Below are 25,806 nucleotides of genomic sequence, written 5' to 3'. Positions count from 1 at the left end.
TTATCTACCCTCTTCTGATATCTTCTGAATTATTCCCAAGCTAATAAATGTACTAAGCATAGAACTTCCTCCATAACTTACTAAAGGTAGTGTTATACCTGTAAGAGGTATCATATTAATTACTCCTCCTACTATAACTAATGTTTGACATGCTATCATAGCGCTAAATCCAACTGTAATAAGTCTAGAAAAATTATCCTCAGCATATAAAGCTGCTCTCATACATCTATAAAATAGTAAAATATATAATATAATTATAGCAAAACCTGTTAGCATACCTAACTCTTCACATATTATAGAAAAGATAAAATCTGTAGTTATTACTGGTATATATTCTGGGAATCCTTTTCCTAACCCTGCTCCTAAAAGTCCTCCTGATGCAATAGCAAATAATGACTGAACAACCTGGAAACTTTTATCCGTAGCATAAGGCCATGGATCCTTCCATATTAAAAATCTTAGTTTTACATGGTCGAATAAATGATAACTCATAAAAGATCCTATGCCAAAAAGTCCAAAACAAGTTGCTATATATTTTATTTTAGAAGTGGCCATATAAAGCATGGTTATGGATATTCCAAAGAACATTAATGCACTTCCTAAGTCTCTTTGAAGAACCATAAATCCTAAAGACACCATAACTATAATAGCCGGCTCTATTAAATGTTTAAAGTTTTTATAATCTTTTAAGGATGAAGCCAAGTAAGCCACTAAAAATAATTTACCAAATTCCGAAGGCTGAAAAGCAAATCCACCTATGGATATCCAGTTTTTGGCTCCATATAATACCTTACCAAAAAGTGTACCCATACTCATAAATGCTATAGTTAGTACCATATATGCATACTTATATTTACTAAAGCTTTTCAAATCTGGTAGTATTACAACTATTAATATGAATGTTGTAACTCCTACAGCGAACCATATTATTTGTTTTATAGATGTAGCTTTATCTAATCTATACAACATTATTATTCCTATTATTGCTAGTATACTAGAAAAAATAAATATGAACTTATCTCCATCAGAAAAAAACTTTCTTATTATAAAATAAGAATATCCTATTAATAGACATGTAACTGCACCCATAAGAACGGCACTTTTATCAAAGTCTTTATTTAATATGGCTAAGTTAAAAAAACCAACTATACATAACAAATAAGTTAAAAGTAATAATTTTCTTTCATCTCTACTGGATTTCAAATAGTGTCACCACCTAATTTACTTAATCAATAAACTTCAACACAGTATTTCCTAATTTTACTACATCTCCAGACTCTAAGTACTTTTTGCCATTTATTTTTGTATTATTAACAATTGTACCATTAGTACTTCCTAAATCCTCTATAATATAATCGTTGTTTCTAAGATAGATTCTTACATGAAATGAAGATATATAAGGATCATCTATTATAAATGTGTTCTGTGCATTTCTTCCTATGCTTAACTCCCTTCTTAATGGTATAACTCCCCCTTTTTTAAAACTTGAATTATTACCTGGTTCTAATATCTCAAGACCTACTACTTTCCTTCTATCTCTTTTCCCTTTATTTCCTGATTTTATGTCCTTATTCATTATCCTAAGGGCTGTAAAAATTATTAAATAAATAATTGCTATCATTATAATTGTTATAACGCTACTAATTTTATTTAAAAGCATAGTTTCACCTTCTTTTTTACTATATATATTTAATAATATATACAGATATTATATTAAAAGACTAGCATCTTTAATATTTATGCTAGTCTAAAATAAATTATAGCATTTTTTTAAGATAATGTCCTGTATATGAATCTATATTCACACTTATTTCTTCTGGTGTTCCTATTCCTATTACTTCTCCTCCCTTTGCTCCTCCTTCTGGTCCTAAATCTATTATATAATCTGCTGACTTTATAACATCTAAATTGTGTTCTATTATTATAGCAGTATTTCCTCCATCAACAAGTCTTTGAATAATAGATATAAGTCTATTTACATCATCTATATGGAGTCCTGTAGTTGGTTCATCTAATATATATAGAGTCTTTCCTGTGCTTCTTTTTGAAAGTTCAGAAGCTAATTTTATCCTTTGAGCTTCTCCTCCTGATAATTGGGTTGATGGTTGCCCTAGTCTTACATATCCTAGACCTACATCCATTAGTGTCTGTAATTTATTTTTTATTTTAGGTATATTTTTAAAGAAATCCACTGATTCTTCTACTGTCATATCTAATATTTCACTTATATTCTTATTTTTATACTTAACCTCTAAAGTTTCTCTATTATATCTTTTTCCTTTACATATTTCACAAGGAACATAAACATCTGATAAAAATTGCATCTCTATTTTTATAATGCCATCACCTTTACATGCTTCACATCTACCACCTTTTACATTAAAGCTAAATCTTCCAGGCTTATATCCTCTCATTTTTGACTCCGTTGTATTTGAAAATACTTCTCTTATTCCATCAAATACTCCTGTATAGGTAGCTGGATTGGATCTTGGTGTCCTTCCTATAGGGCTTTGATCTATATTAATTATTTTATCTATATTTTCTATCCCCAATATCTCTTTATGCAATCCTGGATGTTCCTTGCTATTATTTAATTTTTTATTTAAACCTTTATATAATATTTCGTTTATTAATGTACTCTTACCTGAACCAGATACTCCTGTAATACAAGTAAATGTTCCTAGAGGAAACTCCACATCTACATTTTTCAGATTATTTTCCTTTGCCTCTTTTACAATTATAGATTTTCCATTGGACTTTCTTCTGTTTATTGGTATATCTATCTTTTTCTTACCTACTAGGTATTGACCAGTTAAGGAACCTTCTGTTTCCATTACAGTTTTTAAATCTCCAGCAGCTACAATTTCTCCGCCATGCTCCCCAGCTCCTGGCCCTATATCCACAATATAATCTGCCGCTCTCATTGTGTCTTCATCATGTTCCACCACTATAAGTGTATTCCCTAAATCCCTCAAACGTTTTAACGTAGCTATGAGCCTATCATTATCTCTTTGATGCAAGCCTATACTAGGTTCATCTAAAATATATAAAACCCCTACAAGACTTGATCCTATCTGAGTTGCCAATCTAATTCTTTGAGCTTCCCCTCCAGATAAAGTCCCTGCCATTCTAGCTAAGTCCAAATAATCCAAGCCTACATCTATTAAAAACTGTAATCTACTTTCTATTTCCTTTAATATCTGATTACTAATTATTTTATTCTTGTTTGAAAGCATTAATTCTGATAAAAATCTTAACTCTTCTCTTATAGACATTTTACAAAACTCAAATATGTTTTTTTCTCCAAGAGTTACTGCTAATGCTTCTGGTTTTAATCTAGCACCTTTGCATTTTGGACAGAAATTGTCACTCATATAGTTTTCTATATTATCCTTCATATAATTAGAATTTGTCTCCATATACCTTCTTTTTAATGTATTCATTAATCCTTCAAAGGTATGATTAAAATCTACAGCTCTACCATCCTTTTTATATCTCACCTTGATTCTTTCTCCCTTTATTCCATACAATAGCATATTATATATTTCCTCATCTAGTTCTCCTATAGGAGTATTTAATGAAAAATTATATTTCTTAGATAAAGCTTTTAGTATACTAAAGGTCCAAGAATCTTCATTTGTTACAGTATTAGCCCAAGGTAAAATTCCACCTTCTAATATACTTTTACTTTTATTAGGAATCACTAATTTTTCATCTATTTCTAATAATGTACCTAATCCATCGCAGTAATCACATTTTCCAAAAGGTGAGTTAAAAGAAAATAATCTTGGTGATATTTCATCTATACTTATGCCACAATCTATACATGCAAAGTTTTCACTAAATAAAATATCCTCTTTGTCAATAACGTTTATAATTACTACTCCTTCAGATAACTTTAGAGCTATTTCTATAGAGTCTGCTAATCTACTCCTTATATCTGACTTTATTATAATTCTGTCTATAACAGCTTCTATTGTATGTTTTTTGTTCTTTTCTAACTTTACACTTTCTTCTTGTAAGTCTATAATTTCTCCATCTATTCTAGCTCTAACATATCCACCTTTTATTATATTTTCTATTACCTTAATATGCTCCCCTTTTCTACCTTTTATAATAGGTGCCAATACTTGTATTCTAGTTCTTTCCGGTAGTTCTAATATTTTATCTATCATTTGATCTACTGTTTGTTGTTGTATTTCTTTCCCACATTTAGGACAGTGAGGTTTACCTACTCTAGCATAAAGTAGTCTAAGGTAATCATATATTTCTGTTACCGTTCCTACAGTAGAACGTGGATTTTTACTGGTAGTTTTTTGATCTATAGATATGGCTGGCGAAAGTCCTTCTATATATTCTACATCTGGTTTATCCATCTGTCCTAAAAACTGTCTTGCATATGCCGAAAGGGACTCCACATATCTTCTTTGTCCTTCTGCATACAATGTGTCAAAAGCTAAAGAGGACTTTCCAGATCCAGATAATCCAGTGAACACTACAAATTTATCTCTTGGTATTTGTAAATCTACATTTTTTAAATTATGTACTTTTGCTCCTTTTACAACTATTTTATCCCTCATAATTATCTCCTCATACAATTTAAAATTCTCTAAAAGCAAACATACATTTGCTTAACTCTATTTTAAAGTTAGCTTTAATCATTGTCAAACTAAATATTTGATAGTTGTTTTTTTAATTTTTGAATTATATCTCTATAGTGAGCTGCTTTTTCAAATTCTAATTCTTTCGCAGCTTTTCTCATATCCGCTTCATATTTAGATATTAATTCTTCTAAATTTTCATTGTTTGCCTGAATTGCCTCTTCTAAACTATCATATTCTGCTTCTTCCTCTACTACTTTTGTAGCTTCTATAACTTCTCTTATATCTTTTATAATTGTTTGAGGAACTATATTATTTTCCTTGTTATATTCCATTTGAATAACTCTTCTTCTATTGGTCTCTTTTATAGCTCTATCCATAGATTTAGTAATATTATCTGCATACATTATTACTTTACTTTCTGAATTTCTAGCAGCTCTCCCTATAATCTGAATTAAAGATCTATCTGATCTTAAGAATCCTTCTTTATCCGCATCTAATATAGCTACTAGTGCAACTTCAGGAATATCTAATCCTTCTCTTAGTAAATTTATTCCAACCAAAACATCAAATTCCCCTAGTCTTAATTCCCTAATTATTTTCATTCTTTCAATAGTATCTATATCTGAATGTAAATATCTTGTTTTTATATTCATTTCTTTAAAGTATTCCGTTAAATCCTCTGCCATTTTTTTAGTTAATGTAGTTACAAGTACTCTAAATCCATTTTTTATTGTTTCATTTATATTGCTATATAAATCATCAATTTGTCCCTTTATTGGTTTAACAATAATCTCAGGATCTAAAAGGCCTGTAGGTCTTATTATTTGTTCTGCCACATTAGAGGACTTATCTAATTCATGATCTCCTGGGGTAGCACTTACAAAAACTACTCGATTTAATTTAGATTGAAATTCATTAAATTTTAAAGGTCTATTATCATATGCTGAAGGAAGTCTAAATCCATAGTTCACTAAATTATCTTTTCTGGATCTATCTCCACCATACATCCCTCTAACTTGAGGCAATGTTACATGACTTTCATCTACAAATAGTAAAAAATCCTCTGGAAAATAATCTAAAAGTGTTTGTGGTGGGGTGCCAGCAGCTCTTCCATCTAATATTCTAGAATAATTTTCTATACCACTGCAATATCCTAGCTCTCTCATCATTTCTATATCGAAATTTGTTCTTTGTTTTATTCTCTGTGCTTCTAAAAGTTTGTCTTCTTTTATAAACTCTTGTACTCTAATCTCTAATTCCTCTTCAATTTTTTTTATACCTACTTCTAATCTTTCCTTTGAAGTAGCAAAGTGAGAAGCTGGAAATATAGATACATGATTTCTTTTTCCAACAATTTCTCCAGTTAAAGAATCAAATTCTCTAATCTTTTCTATTTCATCACCAAAAAATTCAACTCTTATTGCAATATTAGAAGAAGATGCTGGAAATATATCCAATACATCTCCCCTAACTCTAAAGGTTCCTCTTACAAAGTTTATTTCATTTCTTTCATACTGTATTTCAACAAGTTTCTTTAATATTTCATCTCTATCCTTTTCCATACCTTCTCTTAAAGATATAGTTAAATTCTTATATTCTTCTGGATTACCAAGTCCATATATACAGGATACGGAAGACACTATAATAACATCTTTTCTTTCTAATAATGCTGAAGTAGCAGAGTGCCTTAATTTATCTATTTCATCATTTATAGAGGCGTCTTTTTCGATATATGTATCTGTTTGTGCCACATAAGCTTCTGGTTGATAATAATCATAATAAGAAACAAAATATTCAACAGAATTTTCTGGGAAAAACTCTCTAAATTCAGAACAAAGCTGAGCAGCTAAAGTTTTATTATGAGCTAACACTAAAGTTGGTTTTTGCACCTGTTCAATTATCTTTGCCATGGTAAAAGTTTTTCCTGATCCTGTTACACCTAGTAGTGTTTGATATTTATCTCCTTTTAATATTCCATCTGAAATACTTCTAATGGCTTTAGGTTGATCTCCCTTAGGTTCAAATTTTGAATGAACTTTTAACTTTTCCATAATTTATTCATCACCATCTTTAAAATCATCTTGCTTTTCTTTTATCTTTTCCAGTATTTCTGCAAAAGACCGCCCTGCGGATTCGAGTATATGTTCATCTTTCTTTATAGCTTTAGGTATTAAAATTGCTCCCAATCTATTAACTTCATATACATTTTCGTGTAAAAGCTCTTTTATATTTCCATTATCTTTTTTAACTTTTATTTTTATTCTATCTATGATTTTTCTATTGATTACTTCTTTTATATCCAGTTCGCTTTTTATATTTTCATTATTTATCTCTAATAACAAATCTCCACTTTCTATTCCCATATTTTCTGCTAAGGAATTAGGTGCTACATCTAAAACCATAATTCCTTCGCCATCACTTATGTACTTTGGATCTCTTTTCACTTCCATATATTGCTGTATTATTAACATAGTTTCATGGATAATAGGCATAGAAATTATAGAAATAATTTTAATAAATATATTTTTACCTGATACCTGTGCAATTAAAAGCATTATTATTCCATATGCCACAATGAATGCTCCTGAACTTAAAGCTTTCTTTTCCTTACTTTTTGTAAATGTTATACTACTATATCCTAAAACACCATAAAAAGATACTAATGCAACTACAGAATTCATCAGCATTTTTTCTGGTATAGAGGTGTTTAATATAGGCCACCAGTTTGGCATGGGACTTACATTTCCTCCATTTAAAATATCCGTAGAATTTAATAATACAAAAAAAGCTATAGGTAAAGGCCATAGCCTTCTTAGTGCAAAGCCTCCAATTATATGTTCTTCCTTTTTAGAAAAAATAGGTATGGCTCCCCTACTTCCATCTACCATAATCAATAATCCTTCAACTATATGCAACGCTGCAACTAAAGCAATCATTGAGGGTATATCTACATCTAAAAATTTAATTTTTTCTACTCCCATAAATGATGCAATATAGTAATTTAATATGCTAAGTATTCCTAGTATGGCAGCTGAGTAGGAGAAGCAAATCATTCTTGGTTTCCAACTCATCAAAAGTATAGATATTAAGAATAATATATATATTCCTGAGGTTTCATAAAATATAACCCCTAAATACGCCATAATTATGCTAGCTACAACCCCACCAAAAATCCCCATTACTATTTGAGATATAGTAAGTTCAAAAGGGGAATTTACTTCATCCCCTAATACAGTTTTTTGCATTGCAATAATTTTTATGTTTTTAGTATAAAGTATCACTCCTAGCAATAATAAAAGCAATAATGAATACATATCTGTTAACATATAAGCAATTGATCTTAAAGTATACATTAAAATATTCATCTTAATTTAAATTCCCTTCTATATCTTTTCTTTTACCACCTCTAAGGCTTTCTTAAATTGAGGATCTTCATTCCTATTGTATGGTTTTTTAAGTAGCTCTTCAGGATACTTTACTTCTACATCTGGCTTTATTCCTATTTTATTTATATTTTCTCCATTTGGAGTGTAATATTTTGAAATTGTAATTTTCAATGCTGTTCCTTCACCTGTTTCATATAAAGTCTGAACAAGTCCTTTTCCAAAGGTCTTTTCTCCAACTAAAGTTCCTATTTTATAATCCCTTATTGCACCAGCAAATATTTCAGAAGCACTAGCACTACCTTCATTGGTAAGAACTACTAAAGGCAATCCTACATAATTTCCACCTTTAGATTTATATTTTCTCTCTGATTTATACTTATCCATGGTTGAAACAATAGTTTTTCCCTTAGGTACAAAATTAGATACCATATCCACACATTCATCTAGTACTCCTCCAGGATTACCTCTTAAATCTAAAACCAATCCCTTCATTCCTTGAGACTTTAATTTATCTAATTCACTTTTAAAATTTTTAGCTGTATTTTCATCAAACATTGTTACCTGGACAAGGGCAACATCTTCATCTAGCATTTGTCCTGCTACAGTTTTTAAATTTATTTTTGATCTTTTTAGATTTACATCAAAATTCCCTTTGTCTTTTCTAAATAGTGTAAGTTTTACCTCTGAACCCTCAACTCCCTTCATAAGAGAAACAGCTTTTTCTAATTGACTTCCATCTACAGGTATATCATTTACTTTTTCTATTTCATCTTTAGGAAGTATTCCTGCTTTTCTAGCTGGAGATTCTTCGAAAATATCCACTATAACTATTTTATTATCTTTCGCCTGAAGTTGTATTCCAACTCCACTGTAATTTCCTTCTGTTTGAGTATTAAAATCATCATACTCTTTTTTTGTCATAAAAACGGTATATGGATCTTTTAATGAATTAGCTAATCCCTTTATAGCACCTTCTTCTAAATCTTTTTCATTTATTTCTCCATCATATCGTTCATGTATTAAATCTTTAATTTGAAATAGTTTATTAAACTGTACTAAATTATTATAATCCTCTTTCCTAACTACTACATTACCATTAGGCATAGCTAAAGGTATAATATTGCTACCTATATATGTTAAGGTATTAGTAAGCAATACTATTGCTATAGTCCATCCTATCCACTTTTTTTTATTCACTTTATCACTCCTTTAATATCTTATATACTTTCTGTATATAGTATAAATATATTCTTATTATATATTTATTTATATGTATATTTAGGATATTATATATGTAAAATATTTATAAAACACCTTACAGTATGTAAGGTGTTTTATAAATAAACATTACTTCTAAATTAAACTGCTAAGAACTTTCTTATAGATAATATACTTCCTATAGCTCCTATTAGAATACCTAGTAATATAAACTGCCAAGATATTGATGTTAATATATATGATGGTTTTATAAATTGTACTAAATATACTGCTGAAGCCATTCTTGAATATAAAGCATTATATAAATAGTAAAGAACTAACAGACCAACTAAAGCCCCTGTTAAACCAAGTATTGCTCCTTCTATGACAAAAGGCCATCTAATAAACCAATCTGTAGCTCCTATGTACTTCATAATACCTATTTCTCTTCTTCTTGAATATACAGTTATTTTTATTGTATTTCCTATCAAAAATAAAGATACACCTATAAGTATAACAAATAACACCATACCCACCCATTTTATAGTTTTGGTAATGGCTACGATTTTATCAACTATTTTCTTTCCCTCTTGTATTTTTTCAATCCCTTTTAAATCTTTTATTTCATTAACTACATCAGTTACCATACTTGGGTCTTTTACTTTTACTATGTACGAACTTGGTAGAGGATTTTCTTTTTCTAACCCTTTTACTAAGTCCTTATTATCGTCCCCTATTTGCTGTTTAAATTTTTCTACTGCTTTTTCTTTACTTACATAGGAAACATCTACAATTTTGTCTATTTTCTTTATTTTAGTTTCTAACTCTTTTTGTTGACCAATGGTTATGTCCTCTCTCATAAATATACTTATTTCTACTTTAGATTCTACATTTTTTATTACCTGCTGCACGTTTAATGCTGATAGCATAAATACACCTAATATAAATAATGTAGCTGCAACTGTAGTAGCTGAAGCAAGGCTTATAGTTTTATTTCTTCTTATACTTTTTAGTGAATCCGATATAAAATACTTTATACTACTAATCTTCATATCCGTATGCACCTCTCTGTTCGTCTCTTGCAAGAACTCCTTTTTCTAAAGCTATAACTCTCTTTCTCATAGTATTAACAATTTCCTTAGCATGAGTAGCCATTAATATTGTTGTCCCTGCACGATTTATATCATTTAGTATATCCATAATTTCCCACGTTGTATCTGGATCTAAATTTCCTGTAGGCTCGTCCGCTATTAGCAAAGCTGGATTATTAACTATAGCTCTTGCTAAAGAAACTCTTTGTTGCTCCCCTCCAGATAATTCATGAGGAAAAGCCTTATATTTTGTAGATAATCCAACCATAGACAATACCATTGGCACCTTTTTTCTTATATCTCTAACAGGCGTTTCAATTACCCTCATGGCAAAGGCTACATTTTCATAAACATTTAAATTAGGTATAAGCCTAAAGTCTTGAAATACAACTCCTATTTTTCTTCTATAGTAAGGAATATCACTTCTTTTCAAATTAGTCACATTTATATCATTGACTATTACATCTCCACTAGTTGGGTCCACTTCTTTTAATAAAGTTTTTATGAATGTAGATTTTCCTGCACCACTTGGACCAACTAAGAAAACAAATTCTCCTTTATCTATAGATACATTAATATTCGATAGTGCAAATACGTTATTGTTGTATATTTTGCTAACATTCTTAAATTCTATCATTTGTATCTCCCTTCTTCTTACATAACTAGATAAAAAATTTAAACTTCTTAAACACTAATGCTATTATATCATAATAAATACTTAATTTTACAACTAATTTATATGAACTTACTATTAAATTTATGAATTTCTACAATAAAATGAAAAAAGATTGCTCTATTTGCAATCTTTTTATGACAAAATTTAATCTTCACTTAATAACTGTCTAAATCCCTCTCCCAGAACTTCTTTTACCTCTCCTACGGTAATAAAAGCTCTACTATCTACTTTCTTTATATACTCTTTAAGCCTTATAAACTCTCTCCTATTTAAAACGGAATACAGTATATATGTTTTTTCTTTTGTGTATCCACCTTTACCTTCTATAATTGTGCAGCCTCTTTCCAATTCTTCTATTATATATTGATTAATTAAATCACTTTTACTACTTATAATAAAAACTTGTTTGCACACATCAATCCCATCTATTATTGTATCTATAACAAAACCATTCAATATCACACCTAGAAGTGAATACATACCTACTTCAATTCCAAAAGAAAGTGCAGAAAAAACAGTGATTAAAAAATCTACTATTAGTAATGACTTTCCTATAGGTAAGTTAAAAAGTTTATTTATTATTTTTGCTATTATATCAGTTCCACCTGTAGATGCATTTTGATTAAAAACTACTCCCATACCTACACCAGATATTGCAATTCCAAAAATCGTAGCTAAGAATAAATCATTAGTTAATGCTGTTTTACCTGGTAATATAATATCTAACATAGCTATAAATAATGATAAGCTTAGACTAGTATATATTGTTTTCCCCCCAAATTTTCCACCAATAAATATAATTGCTACTATAAATAATATTATATTCATTACTAGAGATAGAATTCCTACATTAAGATATGGTATAAATTTGTTTATTATTATAGCTAATCCTATAACGCCACCTGCTGCGATTCTATTAGGTGCTAAAAAAAACTTTGTAGCTAAAGCTACAAACATAGTTCCAATTGTAATAAGAATATACTCTTTTATTCTTTTCATATAAATTTTTCCTCCAAAGTTTATCCTTTATAAACAGAAAAGTAAGGGTGTTACCCTTACTTTTCTTTTAATCCTATGCTAACCAAAAGTGCATCATCCACTTTTCTCATATCTCCATTGGTCATACGACCAATCTTTTCTTTTAATCTTCTTTTATCTAAAGTTCTTATTTGTTCTAGAAGAACTACCGAATCTTTATTTAACCCATATTCCTCTGAGGAAATTTCGACATGGGTTGGTAATTTAGCTTTATTTATCTGCGATGTTATAGCCGCTACTATAACTGTAGGGCTATATCTATTTCCAACATCATTCTGTATTATAATTACAGGACGTATACCCCCTTGTTCCGAACCAACAACAGGGCTTAAACTAGCATAATATATATCTCCTCTTTTCACTATCGTTGTCATCGGACCAATCACTCTCCGAAAGCTTCGCTTCATATTCTTTTAAACTATTAATATCACTTGCAAAGCCTACCTCTGCAATTTCTAAATTTAATTTACCCATTTCTAGGTAACCTTTTTTCATTTGTTCTATTTCTCTTAACTTTTTTTTGTCCTCTATATATAGTATTATAAGTTCGCGAATAAATTCACTTCTTTTTTTAGAATCTTCTTTAAGTGCTTTATTAAATTCATTATTTAGTGTTTCTGAGAGGCTTACACCAACCCTTTTTGAACCTGCCATCTAAATAATACCTCCTATAACTATACAAAAATATGTACAGAACAATTATACTTCTAATCCAAGTAATTTGTCAAAAGGATTTTATTATTTTGTAGAATTACCAAGATTTATACATAATTTCTTATTCCAACTATATTTCCATCTCGTATATATACCCTAGGTACCCTCTTACTTATCATGCAGGTTACTTCGTAATTAATTGTTCCTAATAAATTTCCTATTTCTTCTGCCGTCATTTTTATACCTTTATTCTCTCCCATAAGAATTACTTCATCTCCTATTTTCACATCTTCTATGTGGCTTACATCTATCATACATTGATCCATGCATATTCTTCCTACTAATGGAGCTAATTGTTCTTTTAATATAATTTTTCCTCCCTTATCATATAAGGATCTACTATATCCATCAGCATATCCTACTGGTAAGGTGGCTATTATACTTTCCTTTTCTGTTTTAAATTCTCTTCCATAACTTATATACTTCCCTTTTTCCATATTTTTAATATGAACTATAGTAGTTTTTAAAGACATAACTGGTTTTAAGTCCAATTTTCCCTTATTAACTTCACTAGATGGATAATATCCATACATTATGATACCTGGTCTTACCCCTTCTAGGTGTAATTCTGGCATATCTATAATGGCAGCACTATTTGCAATATGTCTTATTTTTATGTCTATCCCCCTTTCTTCTAAACTATTACAAACCCAAAGAAATTTATTAAATTGTAGTTTAGTATAAGTTTTATCTTGTTCATCAGCGGAGGCAAAGTGAGAGAATATTCCCTCTATCTGTATATTAGGCAATTTACTTAATTTATAAATTTTATCTATGCTTTCTTTATCTGGTAAAAATCCTATTCTACCCATGCCTGTATCCAAAGCTATATGAATTTTAGCTACTCTATTAGATTTCACAGCAACTTCAGATATTTCCTTTGCTATTTCATAGCTATATACAGTTTGCTCTATATTATATTTCAAAGAAGTTTCAATTAAACTATCAGGGGTAAATCCTAGCACCATTATAGGTGCATCTATTCCACCTCTTCTAAGTTCTATTGCTTCATTTAATACTGCAACTGCTAATCTAGTAGCTCCATTTTCTAATAGAATTGGGGCAATATCTAATGCTCCATGACCATAAGCATCAGCTTTAACTACTGCTATAATTTCTCTACCTTTACATATATTTTTAATTTGTTGCATATTATAAACTAATTTATCTAAATCTATTTCTGCCCATACAGGTCTTAAATGTTTAAACATCTACTTTCACCCTCTTCATTAGTCTATGTTAAATAATTCATCTTCAATATCTATATTTCCTTGAAAATTTTTATATTGTATTGTTATTCTTTCTTTGCCTCTTTCATCAAATATTTTTAACCCCTCTGGATATTTACCTTTTTTATCTATATATAGTTCTCCTTTTCTTATATTTCTATTTACTCCAGGGATAGATAGGGATACTACATCATACTCTATACCATTTACTGTTTTTTCATTTACTTTAATATCTTGATTTGTATACATTAAGCCTATATATTCACCTAATATACTCAATTTAAAAACTTCATCAAAATCCTTTTCTAACTTGTATTTTGACTTATTTTTTAAGTCTTTTACATATATTTTATCATTTTTGTAAGCAAAAATCCTATCTTTATCTAATTCTATAATACTTCCCATCTTCTTTTTATAATGTTGAATTGTATTATATTCTATTAGACCACTTTCGTTTTTTAATTTTATAATACAATCACAACTATAACTATCAATATTCTTTATAACATCTAAACTATCTTCACTACTATCTTTTTTAATGTTGCAACTATAAAAAAATGATGTTAAATAAAAAAAGATAACAGTAAATATTATTAATGTTTTTCTCATGATTACCTCCAAGATGATAATTATTAATCATTATTAATATTATTACTACTATCTTATTAATATTCTTATATATATTATATTTTTTAATTACTCTGAAATTTTTTCATTATACAAGGAAAAATATTTAATACTTCTCTAGCATTTACACTATACATATTTTTAGAAAGTTTGTCTCCACAATATCCATGTAAAAAAGCACCCATTGAGGCTGCTTCTAATGGGTTGTATCCTTGAGCTAAAAATGATGCTATTATTCCTGTTAATGTGTCTCCCATTCCCCCTGATGCCATAGCACTATTCCCTGTTGAGTTAATAAAAGTTTTATCTCCATCTGTTATTACAGTATTATATCCTTTTAGTAATATAATCACCTCATTTTTTCTTGCAAAATCTTTTGCTATATCAATTCTTCTTTCATTTATCTCTTTAATAGATAATCCAGTTAATCTAGACATTTCTCCTGGATGAGGTGTTAATATTATAGAATTTTTCTTATCTTTCATTAAATACAAATGATTTTTTAAACAGTTTATTCCATCAGCATCTATAACAATTGGACAATTACTTTTGTTTATTACTTCTTTCACCAATTCAAATGTATCATCATTATTTCTTAGACCTGGTCCTATAGCTATACTATCACTATTTATTAACAATCTATAAAATTCGTCTTTATTTTCTACAGACGCAATCATAGCTTCATTTAATTTGCAACTTAATATATCCTTAATCTTCTCATGAGTAGATAAAGTTACAAGCCCAGCTCCACTTTTTACTGCCCCTTCTGTAGCTAGGTAAGCTGCACCAGTAAAGCCTTCATTACCTGCTACTATTAAAGTTCTTCCATAATTACCTTTATGACCATACTTACTTCTTATTTTTAGATTTTTTCTTACAAACTCTTCACCTAATATAAATTCATTCTTACATATATTTTTTATTGAATTATATGGAACGCTTATATTTTCTACAATTATTTCTCCAGTGTAATTTTCTGTAGTATAATTTAAAAAACCTTTTTTATATGTCATTAAAGAAATGGTCTTTTGGGCAATTATGCAGTTTCCTAGTATCTCACCAGTATTACAATTTAATCCTGATGGTACATCTATAGATACTGTATAATCACTATTTTCATTTATTACTGATATAACATCATCATAAATTCCTTCAACTTTTCTTGTAAGTCCTGTGCCAAAAATCCCATCTACTACAATATTACTTTTTTTTATACTATTTCTTAAATCTTCTATATCTTTTATATTATCAATTAAGTTTATATTTACATCTAAATTTTTTAAGATATTATAATTTATGGAGCAATCTTCACTCATTCCTTTTTGCCCACCTATTAAAAATATTTCTACCTTTTCTCCATGGGCTAATAAATGTCTGCCTAATGCAAAAGCATCTCCTCCATTGTTTCCTCTTCCTCCTATTATAAGAAAACATTGATTTTTATGTAGATCTAAATGTTTTAGTATTTTTATAGCTGCATTTTCCATTAAAACAATTCCAGGTACTGAAAGATTATTTATACAATACTCGTCTATTTCTTTTGTTGTAAATGAATCACCTATTATCATATACATTCCCCCTCTATTATTGAATACGCTATGGCATTATCTCTATTGTGAGATATACTTAAATGAATCTTAACATCTTTATAGACCTTAATTTTCTCTAGTGCCCCACCCTTTAATTCCACTAAAGGTTTCCCAACTTTATCATTTATAACTTCGATATCTGTTATTTTCATGTTCCTAAATCCTGTTCCTAAGGCTTTCACTATTGCTTCTTTCGCCGCAAATCTACCCGCTATAGACTCATGTCTAAAATTTATTTTTTCAAAGTATTTAATTTCCTTTTCAGTAAATACTCTTTTCATAAATTTAGAATTTCTTTCTATAGCATTTTTAATCCTAATTATTTCTATTATATCTATACCTATTCCTAGTATCAATTGTTACACTCCTTCTAATATCTAATAAAATAAACTTATACTTATGTAAAGAAAAAAGAGGTTCTCACCTCTTCTAATTGATAGCAATCTCTTTTAGTTGATTATCAAAGTCCTCTATATATTTATCTATATATTCTCCTATTATGTCTATTAGATGAATTGGAGATACAGAATTATCATATAATAATCTTAATAGTTTATGTACTTTATACCTTTGACAACTTATATCCTTCACAAAATCTCTTTCTATATTTATTATATCACCTTTAACTATATCTTGTCTTTCAATTTCTATTCCGTATGATTGCAATTCTATAGGGTTCTCATATCCACTTAAGGATATCTTTCCTTTTGTCATTCTGTAAGAGTAATTGTGCTCTAATTCACCTTCTCTACAAACCTTATTTAAACTTTCCACAACTACCATGTTACTCCCCCCCAAATACTAACTTTAATATCATATTAACATTATTCCTTAAAAAAACTTGTCACTTCATGATAATTGGTCTTTTTATTTTATATTGATATTATGACATTAAATACTTAAATGGTTTATAAAGCTTAAACATATTTACTAGTTGTGAAAATAACTTCTATTTAATTACAATCCCTCTGTCGAATTAAAAAATTCTTTGGTAAAAGTTCTATATAACATTATTTTTAATGAGGAATAAAGGCTGGGAAAATTATGCATGCTCCTGTGATAACTATAGCAGAAATCAATCCCCCTACCACAGCACATAGAAATGATTTTTTAAAATCTAATCCCATAAAAGCTGCTACAGCACTTCCTGTCCACAGTCCTGTTGTTGGTAGTGGAATTCCAACAAAGATAATTAGTCCAATTTCTTTATATTTTTCTAGTTTGCCAGTATTTTTTCTGATCTTATTTTCAATAATATTATTTAATGGATCAAATATTTTGTACTTTTTCATCCATTTAAAGATGCTGTTAAAAAGCAATAGTATAAATGGCACTGGTAAAAGACTTCCTAAAAAACTTACTATACACACTAATACGGGATTTATATTGTACATAAATATCCCCATAGGTATAGCTCCTCTTTGTTCAACTATAGGTACTGCTGACATTAAAAATACTTTTAATAACTCCATTAATTTTCTCCTTAATTAGTTTTATTTTATTTATAATACTCCAAGTTATATTATAATAAGGTATATAACCTAAATTCAATACAATAATTTAATAACTTTTTATAGTTTTAGATTCATAGTTTTAAATCTAGGTAATCCTAATATTATAGATAGCAAGGCGAATATAACCATTAAATAAGGATAATACAAATATTTCATAATTGAAAAGGGTGATACACCAGCTAAAGTAGAAGCTGCCAATAATTGCGCTCCATAGGGTATAACTCCCTGAGAAAAACAAGAGAATGTATCAAGTAAACTTGCTGATTTTTGAGGCTCTATATTGTATTCCTTTGATATATCTTTAGCTAAAGGTCCCGCAGTTACAATAGCTATAGTATTATTAGCAGTACATATATCAACTATAGTAACAAGTATTGCTATGCTAAATTCCGCTCCTTTTTTACTTTTAACTTTCCCTCTTATAAAGCTTAATAGAAAATCTATTCCTCCATTAAATTTTATAAGTTCTACAACACCAGCTATAATTAAAGAAACTATAATTAATTCTGACATTCCACTAATTCCATTTGATATAGATTTACATAATCCAACTATGTCAAATGCCCCGTAAGCTAATCCTATTGTAGAAGAAAAAAATAATCCACCTGCTAGTATTAGTAATACATTAACCCCGGCCAACGCTGCAATTAGCACTAATAGATATGGTAATACCTTAATTATATTATAATCATAGCTTTGTCCTAATACACCATGAGTTCCCCCTGTAATTAGAGCAAAAATAATTGCTGTTATAATAGCTGCAGGTAAAACTATGAAAAAGTTAGCCTTGAATTTATCCTTAAGCTCACATCCTTGAGTTCTTGTAGCCGCTATAGTTGTATCCGATATCATAGAAAGATTATCCCCAAACATAGCTCCACCTACAACTGCCCCAAGGACTAAAGCTACAGATATATTTGTCTTATCTGCAATACCTACTGCCATAGGAGAAAGTGCAACTATAGTTCCTACAGATGTTCCTATAGATAAAGCTATAAAACAAGCTATTATAAATATTCCGGATATCAATATATTACTAGGTAAAATATTTAATCCTAAATTTACAGTTGATTCAACTGCTCCCATATCCTTAGCTACTTCAGCAAAAGCTCCTGCTAAAATGAATATTACACACATTAAAATTATTTCACTATTACCTGCACCCTTACAAAAGACTTCTATCTTTTTACTTAAAGTTTCCTTTCTATTCATTCCAACAGCTATAATAGCAGAAATCAAGAATGGTACTATTACTGATATTGAATAGAAATCCTTAGCAATAATAGCCATGCTAGTATACAATAATATGAACACTAATAATGGCAATAATGCCATAGCATTACCTTGTAATTTACTTTTCATATATTTATATCCTCCCAACTTTAATTATAAAAAAACTTCTTGCAGATAAAAGCAAGAAGTTTATATTCCTCTACGTCTTATCTGTCAGGTTTCACCTGCTGGAATTGGCACCTTAAAATTATTATTTTTGGTTGCCGGGTTTCATAGGGCCAGTCCCTCCGCCTCTCTTGATAAGAATCCTTATTAAATTCAAAGTTTATTTTATCACATTATAACTGTACAGGCAACACGTAAAATAAAAATTTTGTAAAACAAAATTTTTATTTAGTGGATAGGTAAAAATAAACAATGAATAACCTTTAAAAAGTTGATATACATATATTATTACTATATACTTATCATTAACTAATAAATTTTTTATATTTGAGGTGTTGCTATGTATAAAAAATGGAAATGCTTAGTTTGTGGTGTTATATTTGATGGTGATGTACCACCTAATCCTTGTCCTGTATGTGGAGCTTCTTCTGATAATTTTGAAGAAGTACTAGTAGCTAGAAATGATTTTGCAGATGATTCAAAATTAAATTTTGTAATTATAGGAAATGGAGCTGCAGGCTTCTATGCTGCAGATTCTGTAAGAAATAGAAACAAAAACTGTAATATTACTATGATATCTAAAGAGAAGACATATAGTTATTACAGACCTTTACTTTCAGAATATTTAAATAAAGAGAAGCTACCATCTAATTTTTATTTATCAAAGGAAAATTGGTTTGAAGAAAAAAATATAAATCTTATTTTAAATACTGCTGTTAATAATATTAATCCTGTAGATAAAAAAGTTCTGTTATCTAATGGTAAAACATTGAATTACGACAAATTAATATTGGCTAATGGTGGATACAATTTTATTCCACCCATTGAAGGTAAAGATAAAAAAGGAGTATTTACTTTAAGGGGTTTAGAAGATTCTGAAAACATTAAAGATTATGCTAAAAAAATTAAACATGCAACAGTTATTGGTGGCGGATTACTAGGACTGGAAGCTGCTTGGGAATTAAGAAACATAGGACTAGATGTTTCGGTTATAGAGTTCTTTGATAGATTACTTCCACGTCAGCTAGATGAAAAAGCTGGAAAACTGTTTCAGGACTCTATAAAACAATCCAATGTAGACATAATATTAGGTGATTCTCTTGTAGAAATTTTAGGAGATAATTCAGTAGAATCTATTAAACTAAAAAGTGGTAAAGAAATAAAAACTGATATGGTTTTATTTTCTATTGGTATAAGATCTAACAAAGAGTTAGCAGAAAACTGCGGATTGAAAACCGATAAGGCTGTCATAGTAAATGAAAAAATGGAAACAAATATTGATGATATTTATGCTTGTGGCGATGTAGCTGAGTTCAATGGAAAGAACTATGGTAACTGGCCTGCCGCAGTGCAGATGGGTAAAGTCGCTGGTGCTAATGCCTCTGGAGATAATTTGAACTTTAAAGATTTTGTTTCAGCAATTATCTTTAGAGCTATGAACACTAAAATGTTTACTTGTGGTAATTGTGATGATAATATGGTCAATGTAGCTTATGAAGATCCTAAAAATGGAACATACAAAAAATTATTCTTTGAAAAAGATATATTGGTAGGTGCTACTTTATTAGGTGATATATCTTCATCAGGTAAATTAGTTGAACAAATTAAAAATAAAACTTCTATAAATGATATAATAAAATAGAATGCATTAAAATAAGGGCTATTCTCTAGCCCTTATTTTAATACTTTCATGAATAGATATGAATGCATTTAACTCTCCACCTAGAATTATAATAATAGAAGTTAAGTATAACCAAACCATGAGAATTATAACTGCTCCAATACTTCCATATATCCTAGAATAATTTGCAAAATTATTTACATAATAGGAAAAAATGAATGAAGAGAAAAGCCATCCAACTGTAGCAAATATAGCCCCTGGCATAACTTCTCTCCACCTTAATTTCCTGCTGGGAATAAACTTATACATTAATGCAAAAATTACAACTAAAGAAGATAATATTATTATATATCTAATAATATTCCATGTTAAATAAAATAAACTACCCATTTTCAGTTTTTGTACTAAATATAAACCAATTAGTTGACCAAATACTAAAAAAAGTACTGTCAATATTATTAAAAATCCCAAGCTTAAAGTACTTAATATAGATATTAAAAATACTTTTGGTAAAGATCTCTTCTCTTTTTCATCATAAGCTTTGTTTATTCCCTTAATAACCGCTCTAAATCCAGTAGATGATGTCCAAACTGTAAAAATAATACTAAAAGATAATAAGTTACTATCTCTCGTACCTAAAATCTCTATAACTGTATTATATACTAATTCATAAGCACTATCTGGTAACATTGTCTTTAGCTCCAATAAAACATACTCATTATCTATAGAGCTAAATCCTAGTAATGTCATTAAAAAAATTAAAAAAGGAAAAAATGATAATAGCAAACTATAAGATAACTGCGATGCTAAGGCTGGCACTTCATCTTCTATAATCTTATTTATTATATTTTTCTTATCTACAGTTACTCTATCTTTCAAAAGTATCACTTCCTAAATAATTGAAATAATAAAAAAATCATAAGTACAATTTTACTTATGATTAGATTTAAAGTTCACACTATTATTATTTTATCATACTTTCTTGGCTTATGGCAGGAAAACTATTCGCTATTATTTTAGGAACCGTCATACCTAACATAGTTACTAATATTATTAGTAGCACAATATTAGAAACTTTCTTTAACATTTAACATCACCTTCACATATTATTATTTATATTTTAATAATAATATATAAACGTTACAATTATATAAATCTAATCTTAATATTTTCTTAAAATTCAGCAATATTATATATTTATCCCAATAATATATCTATCTATACACTACCTATACATTTTATGATAGAATACTATATAAACATATTTTAAAGGAGGATTCATATGTATATATTAAAAAAAGACGGCACTAAAGAAAAGTTTGACACTAGTAAATTGAAGAATAGTATAATAAATGCTTCTAATGAAATAAACGTAAATCTAAACGAATCTGATTTGAATTTATTAATTAAATGTATTATAAATGTACTTTTATCTATTAATGAAGAAATCATTTCTAGTTATGCAGTGTTTGGTGTTACAACTGATTGTCTCAAAAAAAATGGTTTTAAAGAAGTAGCTAAAAAATATGTAGATTATTGTGTATTGCTTTAATTATTATGACGTCTAAGATATTAAAATATCTTAGACATTATTTAATTATTTTTTTTAAAACTTTAATATTTTCCCCATAGGGAGGATATCTGAGATTTATATCTAATTTAGTAGATCTTTTCAATATACTTTTTTTATGACTAAAAGTTTCAAAACTCTTGTATCCGTGGTATGACCCCATTCCACTTGATCCTACACCTCCAAAAGGCATATAGGGACTTGTCAAATGCATTATGGTATCATTTATACATCCACCACCAAAAGAAGTACGCTCTAGTAATTTTTTCTGATTTTCTTTGTTGCTAGAAAAATAATATAGTGCTAATGGTTTAGCCCTACTATTTATTTTATCTATTACTTCATCTATGCTATCATATTCAATTATAGGTAATATAGGACCAAATATCTCTTCTTTCATAATGTTGCTTTCCCAATCTATATTATTTATTATAGTTGGATATAATTGCAATGTATCTTTATTATATTGACCACCTATTTCTATATTTCCATCAGAAGATAATAAATTAATTAACCTTTGAAAATGAAACTTATTTATTATCCTTGGAAAATCTTTAGATTCTCCTTTATAGAAAATATTTATATATCTTCTCATTTCATTTATAAATTTTTCTTTTATACTTTTATGCACAAGTACATAATCTGGAGCTACACAAGTTTGGCCTGCATTTAAAAACTTCCCCCAAACAACCCTTTTAGCTGATAGACTTAAATTACATTCACTATCTATAATACAAGGACTTTTGCCGCCTAATTCTAGTGTCAAAGGAGTTAAATTTTCTGCTGCTGCTTTCATAACTATTTTACCTACTTCTTCACTACCAGTAAAAAATATATAATCAAATTTTTTTCTCAGTATTTCTTTACTAATATCCTTATCTCCCTCAATTACACATACATGGCAGGATAAAAACACTTCTTTTACTATATCTTCTACTATTCTTGAAGTATTAGTGGAATATTCTGACGGCTTTACTATACAACAATTTCCTGCTGCAATAGCTCCTATTAAAGGCATAATTGATAATTGAAAAGGATAATTCCAAGGCGACATAATAAGAACTACACCATAAGGTTCTGAATATATATATCCTTTAGAAGGAAAACTAAGTATAGAGCTTTTTATTCTTTTTGTTTTTATCCACTTAGGTAAATTTTTTATTGTATAGTTTAACTCGTCTATTACCATAGCAATTTCTGTTTCATAGGATTCGAAATATGGTTTATTCAAATCTTTCTTTAATGCTTCCATAATATCTTCTTCTCGTGTTTTTATAGCATTTTTTAATAATCTTAATTTATTTAATCTAAATTTTAAATCCCTTGTTTTTCTCTCATTAAAATATTTCTTCTGATTTTCTAACATATAATTTATATCATTCATGATCTTATCCCCTACTTATCTATATTATCCACATTATTTTATTCTATAAAAAAGATTAAATCCAACTAACAACTAAATAGATTTAATCTTTTCTTTAAAAACATATTAAATTTCTAAGCTTTTCTAATTATAGTTCCTGCTTTCCCTTCTATTGCTAATTCAGCTTTATCTAGTGCACATATAATTGAAATTCCATTTGTTCTTTTTACAAATTCTACAGCAGATTCAACTTTTGGAAGCATACTTCCTTTGCTAAACTCACCTTTTTCAATATACTGTTCTAATTCTTCTATTTTAACTTTTCCCAATGATTTTTGATTTTCTTTTCCGTAATTTATACATGCATTTTCTACATCTGTTAATATTATAAACATATCTGCCTCTGCTTGCTGAGCTAATTTACAACCACTTCTATCTTTATCTATTACTGCTTCTACTCCCTTATATGTATTATCTTCACATCTCATAACAGGTATTCCTCCACCACCACAAGCTATAACTATATTTCCTTCGTCTATAAGTTTCCTTATAGATTTTGTTTCAACTATATTTATAGGTTTAGGGGAAGGAACTACTCTTCTCCATCCTCTATTAGCATCTGGTTTTAATATCCATTGTTTTTCTTCCATTAGCTTCTTTGCCTGCTCTTCACTATAAAACATACCTATTGGTTTAGTTGGATTTTTAAAAGCACTATCTTTTTCATATACCTCTACCCTAGTTACAAATGTAACTACAGGTATCTCTAGCCCTAGATTTACAAGTTCATTCATCATAGATTGCTGTATCATATATCCAATAAATCCTTGACTTTCAGCACTACATACATCCATAGGCATTGGTGGTACTACTGATGATGCTTCTTCATTTTGCCTTATTATATTTCCTACCTGTGGTCCATTACCATGAGTAATTATTAGCCTATATCCTTTTTTTATAAGCCTTGCTAATACCCTACAACTAGTTTTAACATTATTTAATTGATTTTCATAGGATGCAAATTGTCCTGGTTGCAATATAGCATTTCCTCCTAAGGCTACTAATATTGTTTTATTATCCATAGTTATCCCCCTTTATTTACATTTAGTGGGTCCACCTTTCAAGTCAATTTTTCTCTTTATATATTTTAGTTATACTTACCTTAATTTGCAACTAATTTTTTTCATAAAAATAAAAAGGCTGTAAAATACAACCTTTTTCATTACTTTTACTGTTTATTTTTCTTCACAAAGAAATAATAATTTTTCCCATCTTCTATCTATTTCTTTTTGGATTTCTTCAATTTTTCCTCTTCCCTCTTCTGATTTAAGTAAATGAGAGAATCTGCCTTGAACTTTAAGCCATTCTTCTATAGGTAATTTATTTTTTGGTTTATAGCTTAATTTAAACTCTCCATTAATAACTTCGTATAATGGCCAATAGCAAGTTTCAACTGCCAGTTTTATTGCTTCCAATTCCGTTGCAGTATCACATCTCCATCCCCTTGGACATGGTGCTATAACATTTATAAACTTAGCTCCTTTAATTTCATTTATGGCTCTATTTGATTTATTGTAAAGATCTAGAGTATATTTAGTGCCAGGTATTACAGGAACTGTCTGAGCTACATAGGGTATATTATGCGATGCCATTATCATAGTTAAATCTTTACTAAATTGAGTTTTACCAGAAGATTGTTTTCCCTTTGGACTTGTTGTAGTGTCTGCTCCCGCTGGCGTTGCTGATGATCTTTGTATTCCCGTATTCATATATGCTCCATTATCATAACAAACATAAAGCATATCATGTCCTCGTTCCATAGCACCAGATAAAGACTGAAATCCTATATCATAAGTTCCTCCATCTCCACCAAAGGCTATAAATTTATAATTATCTTTTACTTTGCCCTTACCTTTTAAATTCTTATAAGCAGCTTCTACTCCACTCATTGTTGCCGCTGCATTTTCAAAGGCTGTATGAATAAAGGAATCCTTCCATGCAGAGTAAGGATATAAAGTAGTTGAAACTTCTAAACATCCTGTAGCATTAGATACTACTACTTTATTTTCTGGTTTTACAGCTTTCATAACCCACTTTACTACCATAGGTGCCCCACAGCCTGCACACATTCTATGTCCACTAGTTATTCTATCTGGTATATGTGTTAATTCTTTTAATGTTGCCATATG

The 25,806-nt window shown here is 29.0% G+C and carries 25 protein-coding genes and 1 riboswitch; of the genes, 2 read left to right on the top strand and 23 right to left on the bottom strand.

All coding sequences use genetic code 11. The features are described 5' to 3' along the window. From B5D21_RS05225 to B5D21_RS05140, 18 genes are all read right to left on the bottom strand, one after another. Positions 1-1,203 (bottom strand): FtsW/RodA/SpoVE family cell cycle protein, encoded by a 1,203-nt coding sequence (locus B5D21_RS05225; protein ID WP_011100625.1) that lies wholly within the window; start codon positions 1,201-1,203, stop codon positions 1-3. A 22-nt stretch (positions 1,204-1,225) separates the two neighbouring features. Next, on the bottom strand, positions 1,226-1,660 hold the full coding sequence (locus B5D21_RS05220) for an FHA domain-containing protein (protein ID WP_011100626.1): 435 nt from the start codon (positions 1,658-1,660) through the stop codon (positions 1,226-1,228). Between the two features lie 97 nt (positions 1,661-1,757). Then, positions 1,758-4,580 (bottom strand): excinuclease ABC subunit UvrA, encoded by a 2,823-nt coding sequence (uvrA, locus tag B5D21_RS05215; protein WP_035124811.1) that lies wholly within the window; start codon positions 4,578-4,580, stop codon positions 1,758-1,760. An 89-nt stretch (positions 4,581-4,669) separates the two neighbouring features. After that, positions 4,670-6,655 (bottom strand): excinuclease ABC subunit UvrB, encoded by a 1,986-nt coding sequence (uvrB, locus tag B5D21_RS05210; RefSeq protein ID WP_011100628.1) that lies wholly within the window; start codon positions 6,653-6,655, stop codon positions 4,670-4,672. Between the two features lie 3 nt (positions 6,656-6,658). After that, positions 6,659-7,957, bottom strand: coding sequence for a PDZ domain-containing protein (locus tag B5D21_RS05205; protein WP_128993728.1), 1,299 nt, complete (start codon positions 7,955-7,957; stop codon positions 6,659-6,661). A gap of 30 nt (positions 7,958-7,987) precedes the next feature. Continuing rightward, positions 7,988-9,187, bottom strand: coding sequence for a S41 family peptidase (locus B5D21_RS05200; RefSeq protein WP_011100630.1), 1,200 nt, complete (start codon positions 9,185-9,187; stop codon positions 7,988-7,990). A 161-nt stretch (positions 9,188-9,348) separates the two neighbouring features. Next, entirely contained in the window at positions 9,349-10,239 is an 891-nt protein-coding gene (gene ftsX / locus B5D21_RS05195) for a permease-like cell division protein FtsX (protein WP_035111616.1), read from the bottom strand. Further along, positions 10,229-10,915: a cell division ATP-binding protein FtsE gene (gene ftsE / locus B5D21_RS05190; RefSeq protein WP_011100632.1), complete on the bottom strand. Its 687-nt coding sequence runs from the start codon at positions 10,913-10,915 to the stop codon at positions 10,229-10,231. The genes ftsX and ftsE overlap by 11 nt, the downstream gene beginning before the upstream one ends. Before the next feature lie 183 nt (positions 10,916-11,098). After that, the gene (locus tag B5D21_RS05185) at positions 11,099-11,953 is read right to left on the bottom strand and encodes a YitT family protein (protein ID WP_011100633.1); all 855 of its coding nucleotides are present in this window, start codon (positions 11,951-11,953) and stop codon (positions 11,099-11,101) included. A 56-nt stretch (positions 11,954-12,009) separates the two neighbouring features. Further along, positions 12,010-12,366, bottom strand: coding sequence for a type II toxin-antitoxin system PemK/MazF family toxin (locus B5D21_RS05180; protein WP_023439514.1), 357 nt, complete (start codon positions 12,364-12,366; stop codon positions 12,010-12,012). Beyond that, on the bottom strand, positions 12,326-12,646 hold the full coding sequence (locus tag B5D21_RS05175) for a CopG family ribbon-helix-helix protein (protein ID WP_035111614.1): 321 nt from the start codon (positions 12,644-12,646) through the stop codon (positions 12,326-12,328). The genes B5D21_RS05180 and B5D21_RS05175 overlap by 41 nt, the downstream gene beginning before the upstream one ends. 107 nt (positions 12,647-12,753) lie before the next feature. Further along, positions 12,754-13,917, bottom strand: coding sequence for an alanine racemase (gene alr, locus B5D21_RS05170; protein WP_011100635.1), 1,164 nt, complete (start codon positions 13,915-13,917; stop codon positions 12,754-12,756). Positions 13,918-13,935: 18 nt separating this feature from the next. After that, positions 13,936-14,544, bottom strand: coding sequence for a germination lipoprotein GerS-related protein (locus B5D21_RS05165; RefSeq protein ID WP_035111609.1), 609 nt, complete (start codon positions 14,542-14,544; stop codon positions 13,936-13,938). An 83-nt stretch (positions 14,545-14,627) separates the two neighbouring features. Further along, positions 14,628-16,130: a bifunctional ADP-dependent NAD(P)H-hydrate dehydratase/NAD(P)H-hydrate epimerase gene (locus B5D21_RS05160; RefSeq protein ID WP_035111606.1), complete on the bottom strand. Its 1,503-nt coding sequence runs from the start codon at positions 16,128-16,130 to the stop codon at positions 14,628-14,630. Further along, the gene (gene acpS / locus B5D21_RS05155; RefSeq protein WP_011100638.1) at positions 16,127-16,507 is read right to left on the bottom strand and encodes a holo-ACP synthase; all 381 of its coding nucleotides are present in this window, start codon (positions 16,505-16,507) and stop codon (positions 16,127-16,129) included. The genes B5D21_RS05160 and acpS overlap by 4 nt, the downstream gene beginning before the upstream one ends. Before the next feature lie 73 nt (positions 16,508-16,580). Next, the gene (locus B5D21_RS05150) at positions 16,581-16,934 is read right to left on the bottom strand and encodes a DUF6514 family protein (protein WP_035111603.1); all 354 of its coding nucleotides are present in this window, start codon (positions 16,932-16,934) and stop codon (positions 16,581-16,583) included. A gap of 233 nt (positions 16,935-17,167) precedes the next feature. Beyond that, positions 17,168-17,623, bottom strand: coding sequence for a COG2426 family protein (locus B5D21_RS05145; protein WP_011100640.1), 456 nt, complete (start codon positions 17,621-17,623; stop codon positions 17,168-17,170). A gap of 99 nt (positions 17,624-17,722) precedes the next feature. Then, positions 17,723-19,027 (bottom strand): Na+/H+ antiporter NhaC family protein, encoded by a 1,305-nt coding sequence (locus tag B5D21_RS05140; protein WP_035111598.1) that lies wholly within the window; start codon positions 19,025-19,027, stop codon positions 17,723-17,725. 74 nt (positions 19,028-19,101) lie between these two features. Next, positions 19,102-19,204: riboswitch (SAM riboswitch) on the bottom strand. A 199-nt stretch (positions 19,205-19,403) separates the two neighbouring features. On the opposite strand from B5D21_RS05140, the gene B5D21_RS05135 reads away from it, so the two are divergent. Continuing rightward, entirely contained in the window at positions 19,404-20,705 is a 1,302-nt protein-coding gene (locus tag B5D21_RS05135) for an FAD-dependent oxidoreductase (RefSeq protein ID WP_011100642.1), read from the top strand. Between the two features lie 18 nt (positions 20,706-20,723). Here the strand turns inward: B5D21_RS05135 and B5D21_RS05130 are convergent, their stop codons facing one another. After that, positions 20,724-21,572, bottom strand: a complete 849-nt coding sequence (locus tag B5D21_RS05130; RefSeq protein WP_011100643.1) for a YihY/virulence factor BrkB family protein — start codon at positions 21,570-21,572, stop codon at positions 20,724-20,726. 76 nt (positions 21,573-21,648) lie between these two features. Next, the gene (locus B5D21_RS14370; RefSeq protein WP_274542151.1) at positions 21,649-21,771 is read right to left on the bottom strand and encodes a hypothetical protein; all 123 of its coding nucleotides are present in this window, start codon (positions 21,769-21,771) and stop codon (positions 21,649-21,651) included. A 195-nt stretch (positions 21,772-21,966) separates the two neighbouring features. Between B5D21_RS14370 and B5D21_RS05125 the strand changes: the two genes are divergently transcribed. Further along, positions 21,967-22,236, top strand: coding sequence for an ATP cone domain-containing protein (locus B5D21_RS05125; RefSeq protein ID WP_035111592.1), 270 nt, complete (start codon positions 21,967-21,969; stop codon positions 22,234-22,236). A gap of 37 nt (positions 22,237-22,273) precedes the next feature. On the opposite strand, the gene B5D21_RS05120 is transcribed toward B5D21_RS05125, so the two are convergent. From B5D21_RS05120 to B5D21_RS05110, 3 genes are all read right to left on the bottom strand, one after another. Then, the gene (locus tag B5D21_RS05120; protein ID WP_011100644.1) at positions 22,274-23,638 is read right to left on the bottom strand and encodes an aldehyde dehydrogenase; all 1,365 of its coding nucleotides are present in this window, start codon (positions 23,636-23,638) and stop codon (positions 22,274-22,276) included. A 113-nt stretch (positions 23,639-23,751) separates the two neighbouring features. Then, positions 23,752-24,699 (bottom strand): carbamate kinase, encoded by a 948-nt coding sequence (gene arcC, locus B5D21_RS05115; protein WP_011100645.1) that lies wholly within the window; start codon positions 24,697-24,699, stop codon positions 23,752-23,754. Between the two features lie 153 nt (positions 24,700-24,852). Continuing rightward, complete coding sequence (locus B5D21_RS05110; protein ID WP_011100646.1) at positions 24,853-25,803, bottom strand: thiamine pyrophosphate-dependent enzyme; 951 nt, start codon at positions 25,801-25,803, stop codon at positions 24,853-24,855. Positions 25,804-25,806: the final 3 nt, after the last annotated feature.

Source organism: Clostridium tetani (assembly GCF_900167265.1).
GTDB classification, from domain to species: domain Bacteria; phylum Bacillota; class Clostridia; order Clostridiales; family Clostridiaceae; genus Clostridium_G; species Clostridium_G tetani.
The sequence above is the reverse complement of the archived record's forward strand: the minus strand, read 5'-3'. Positions and strand labels throughout refer to the sequence as shown.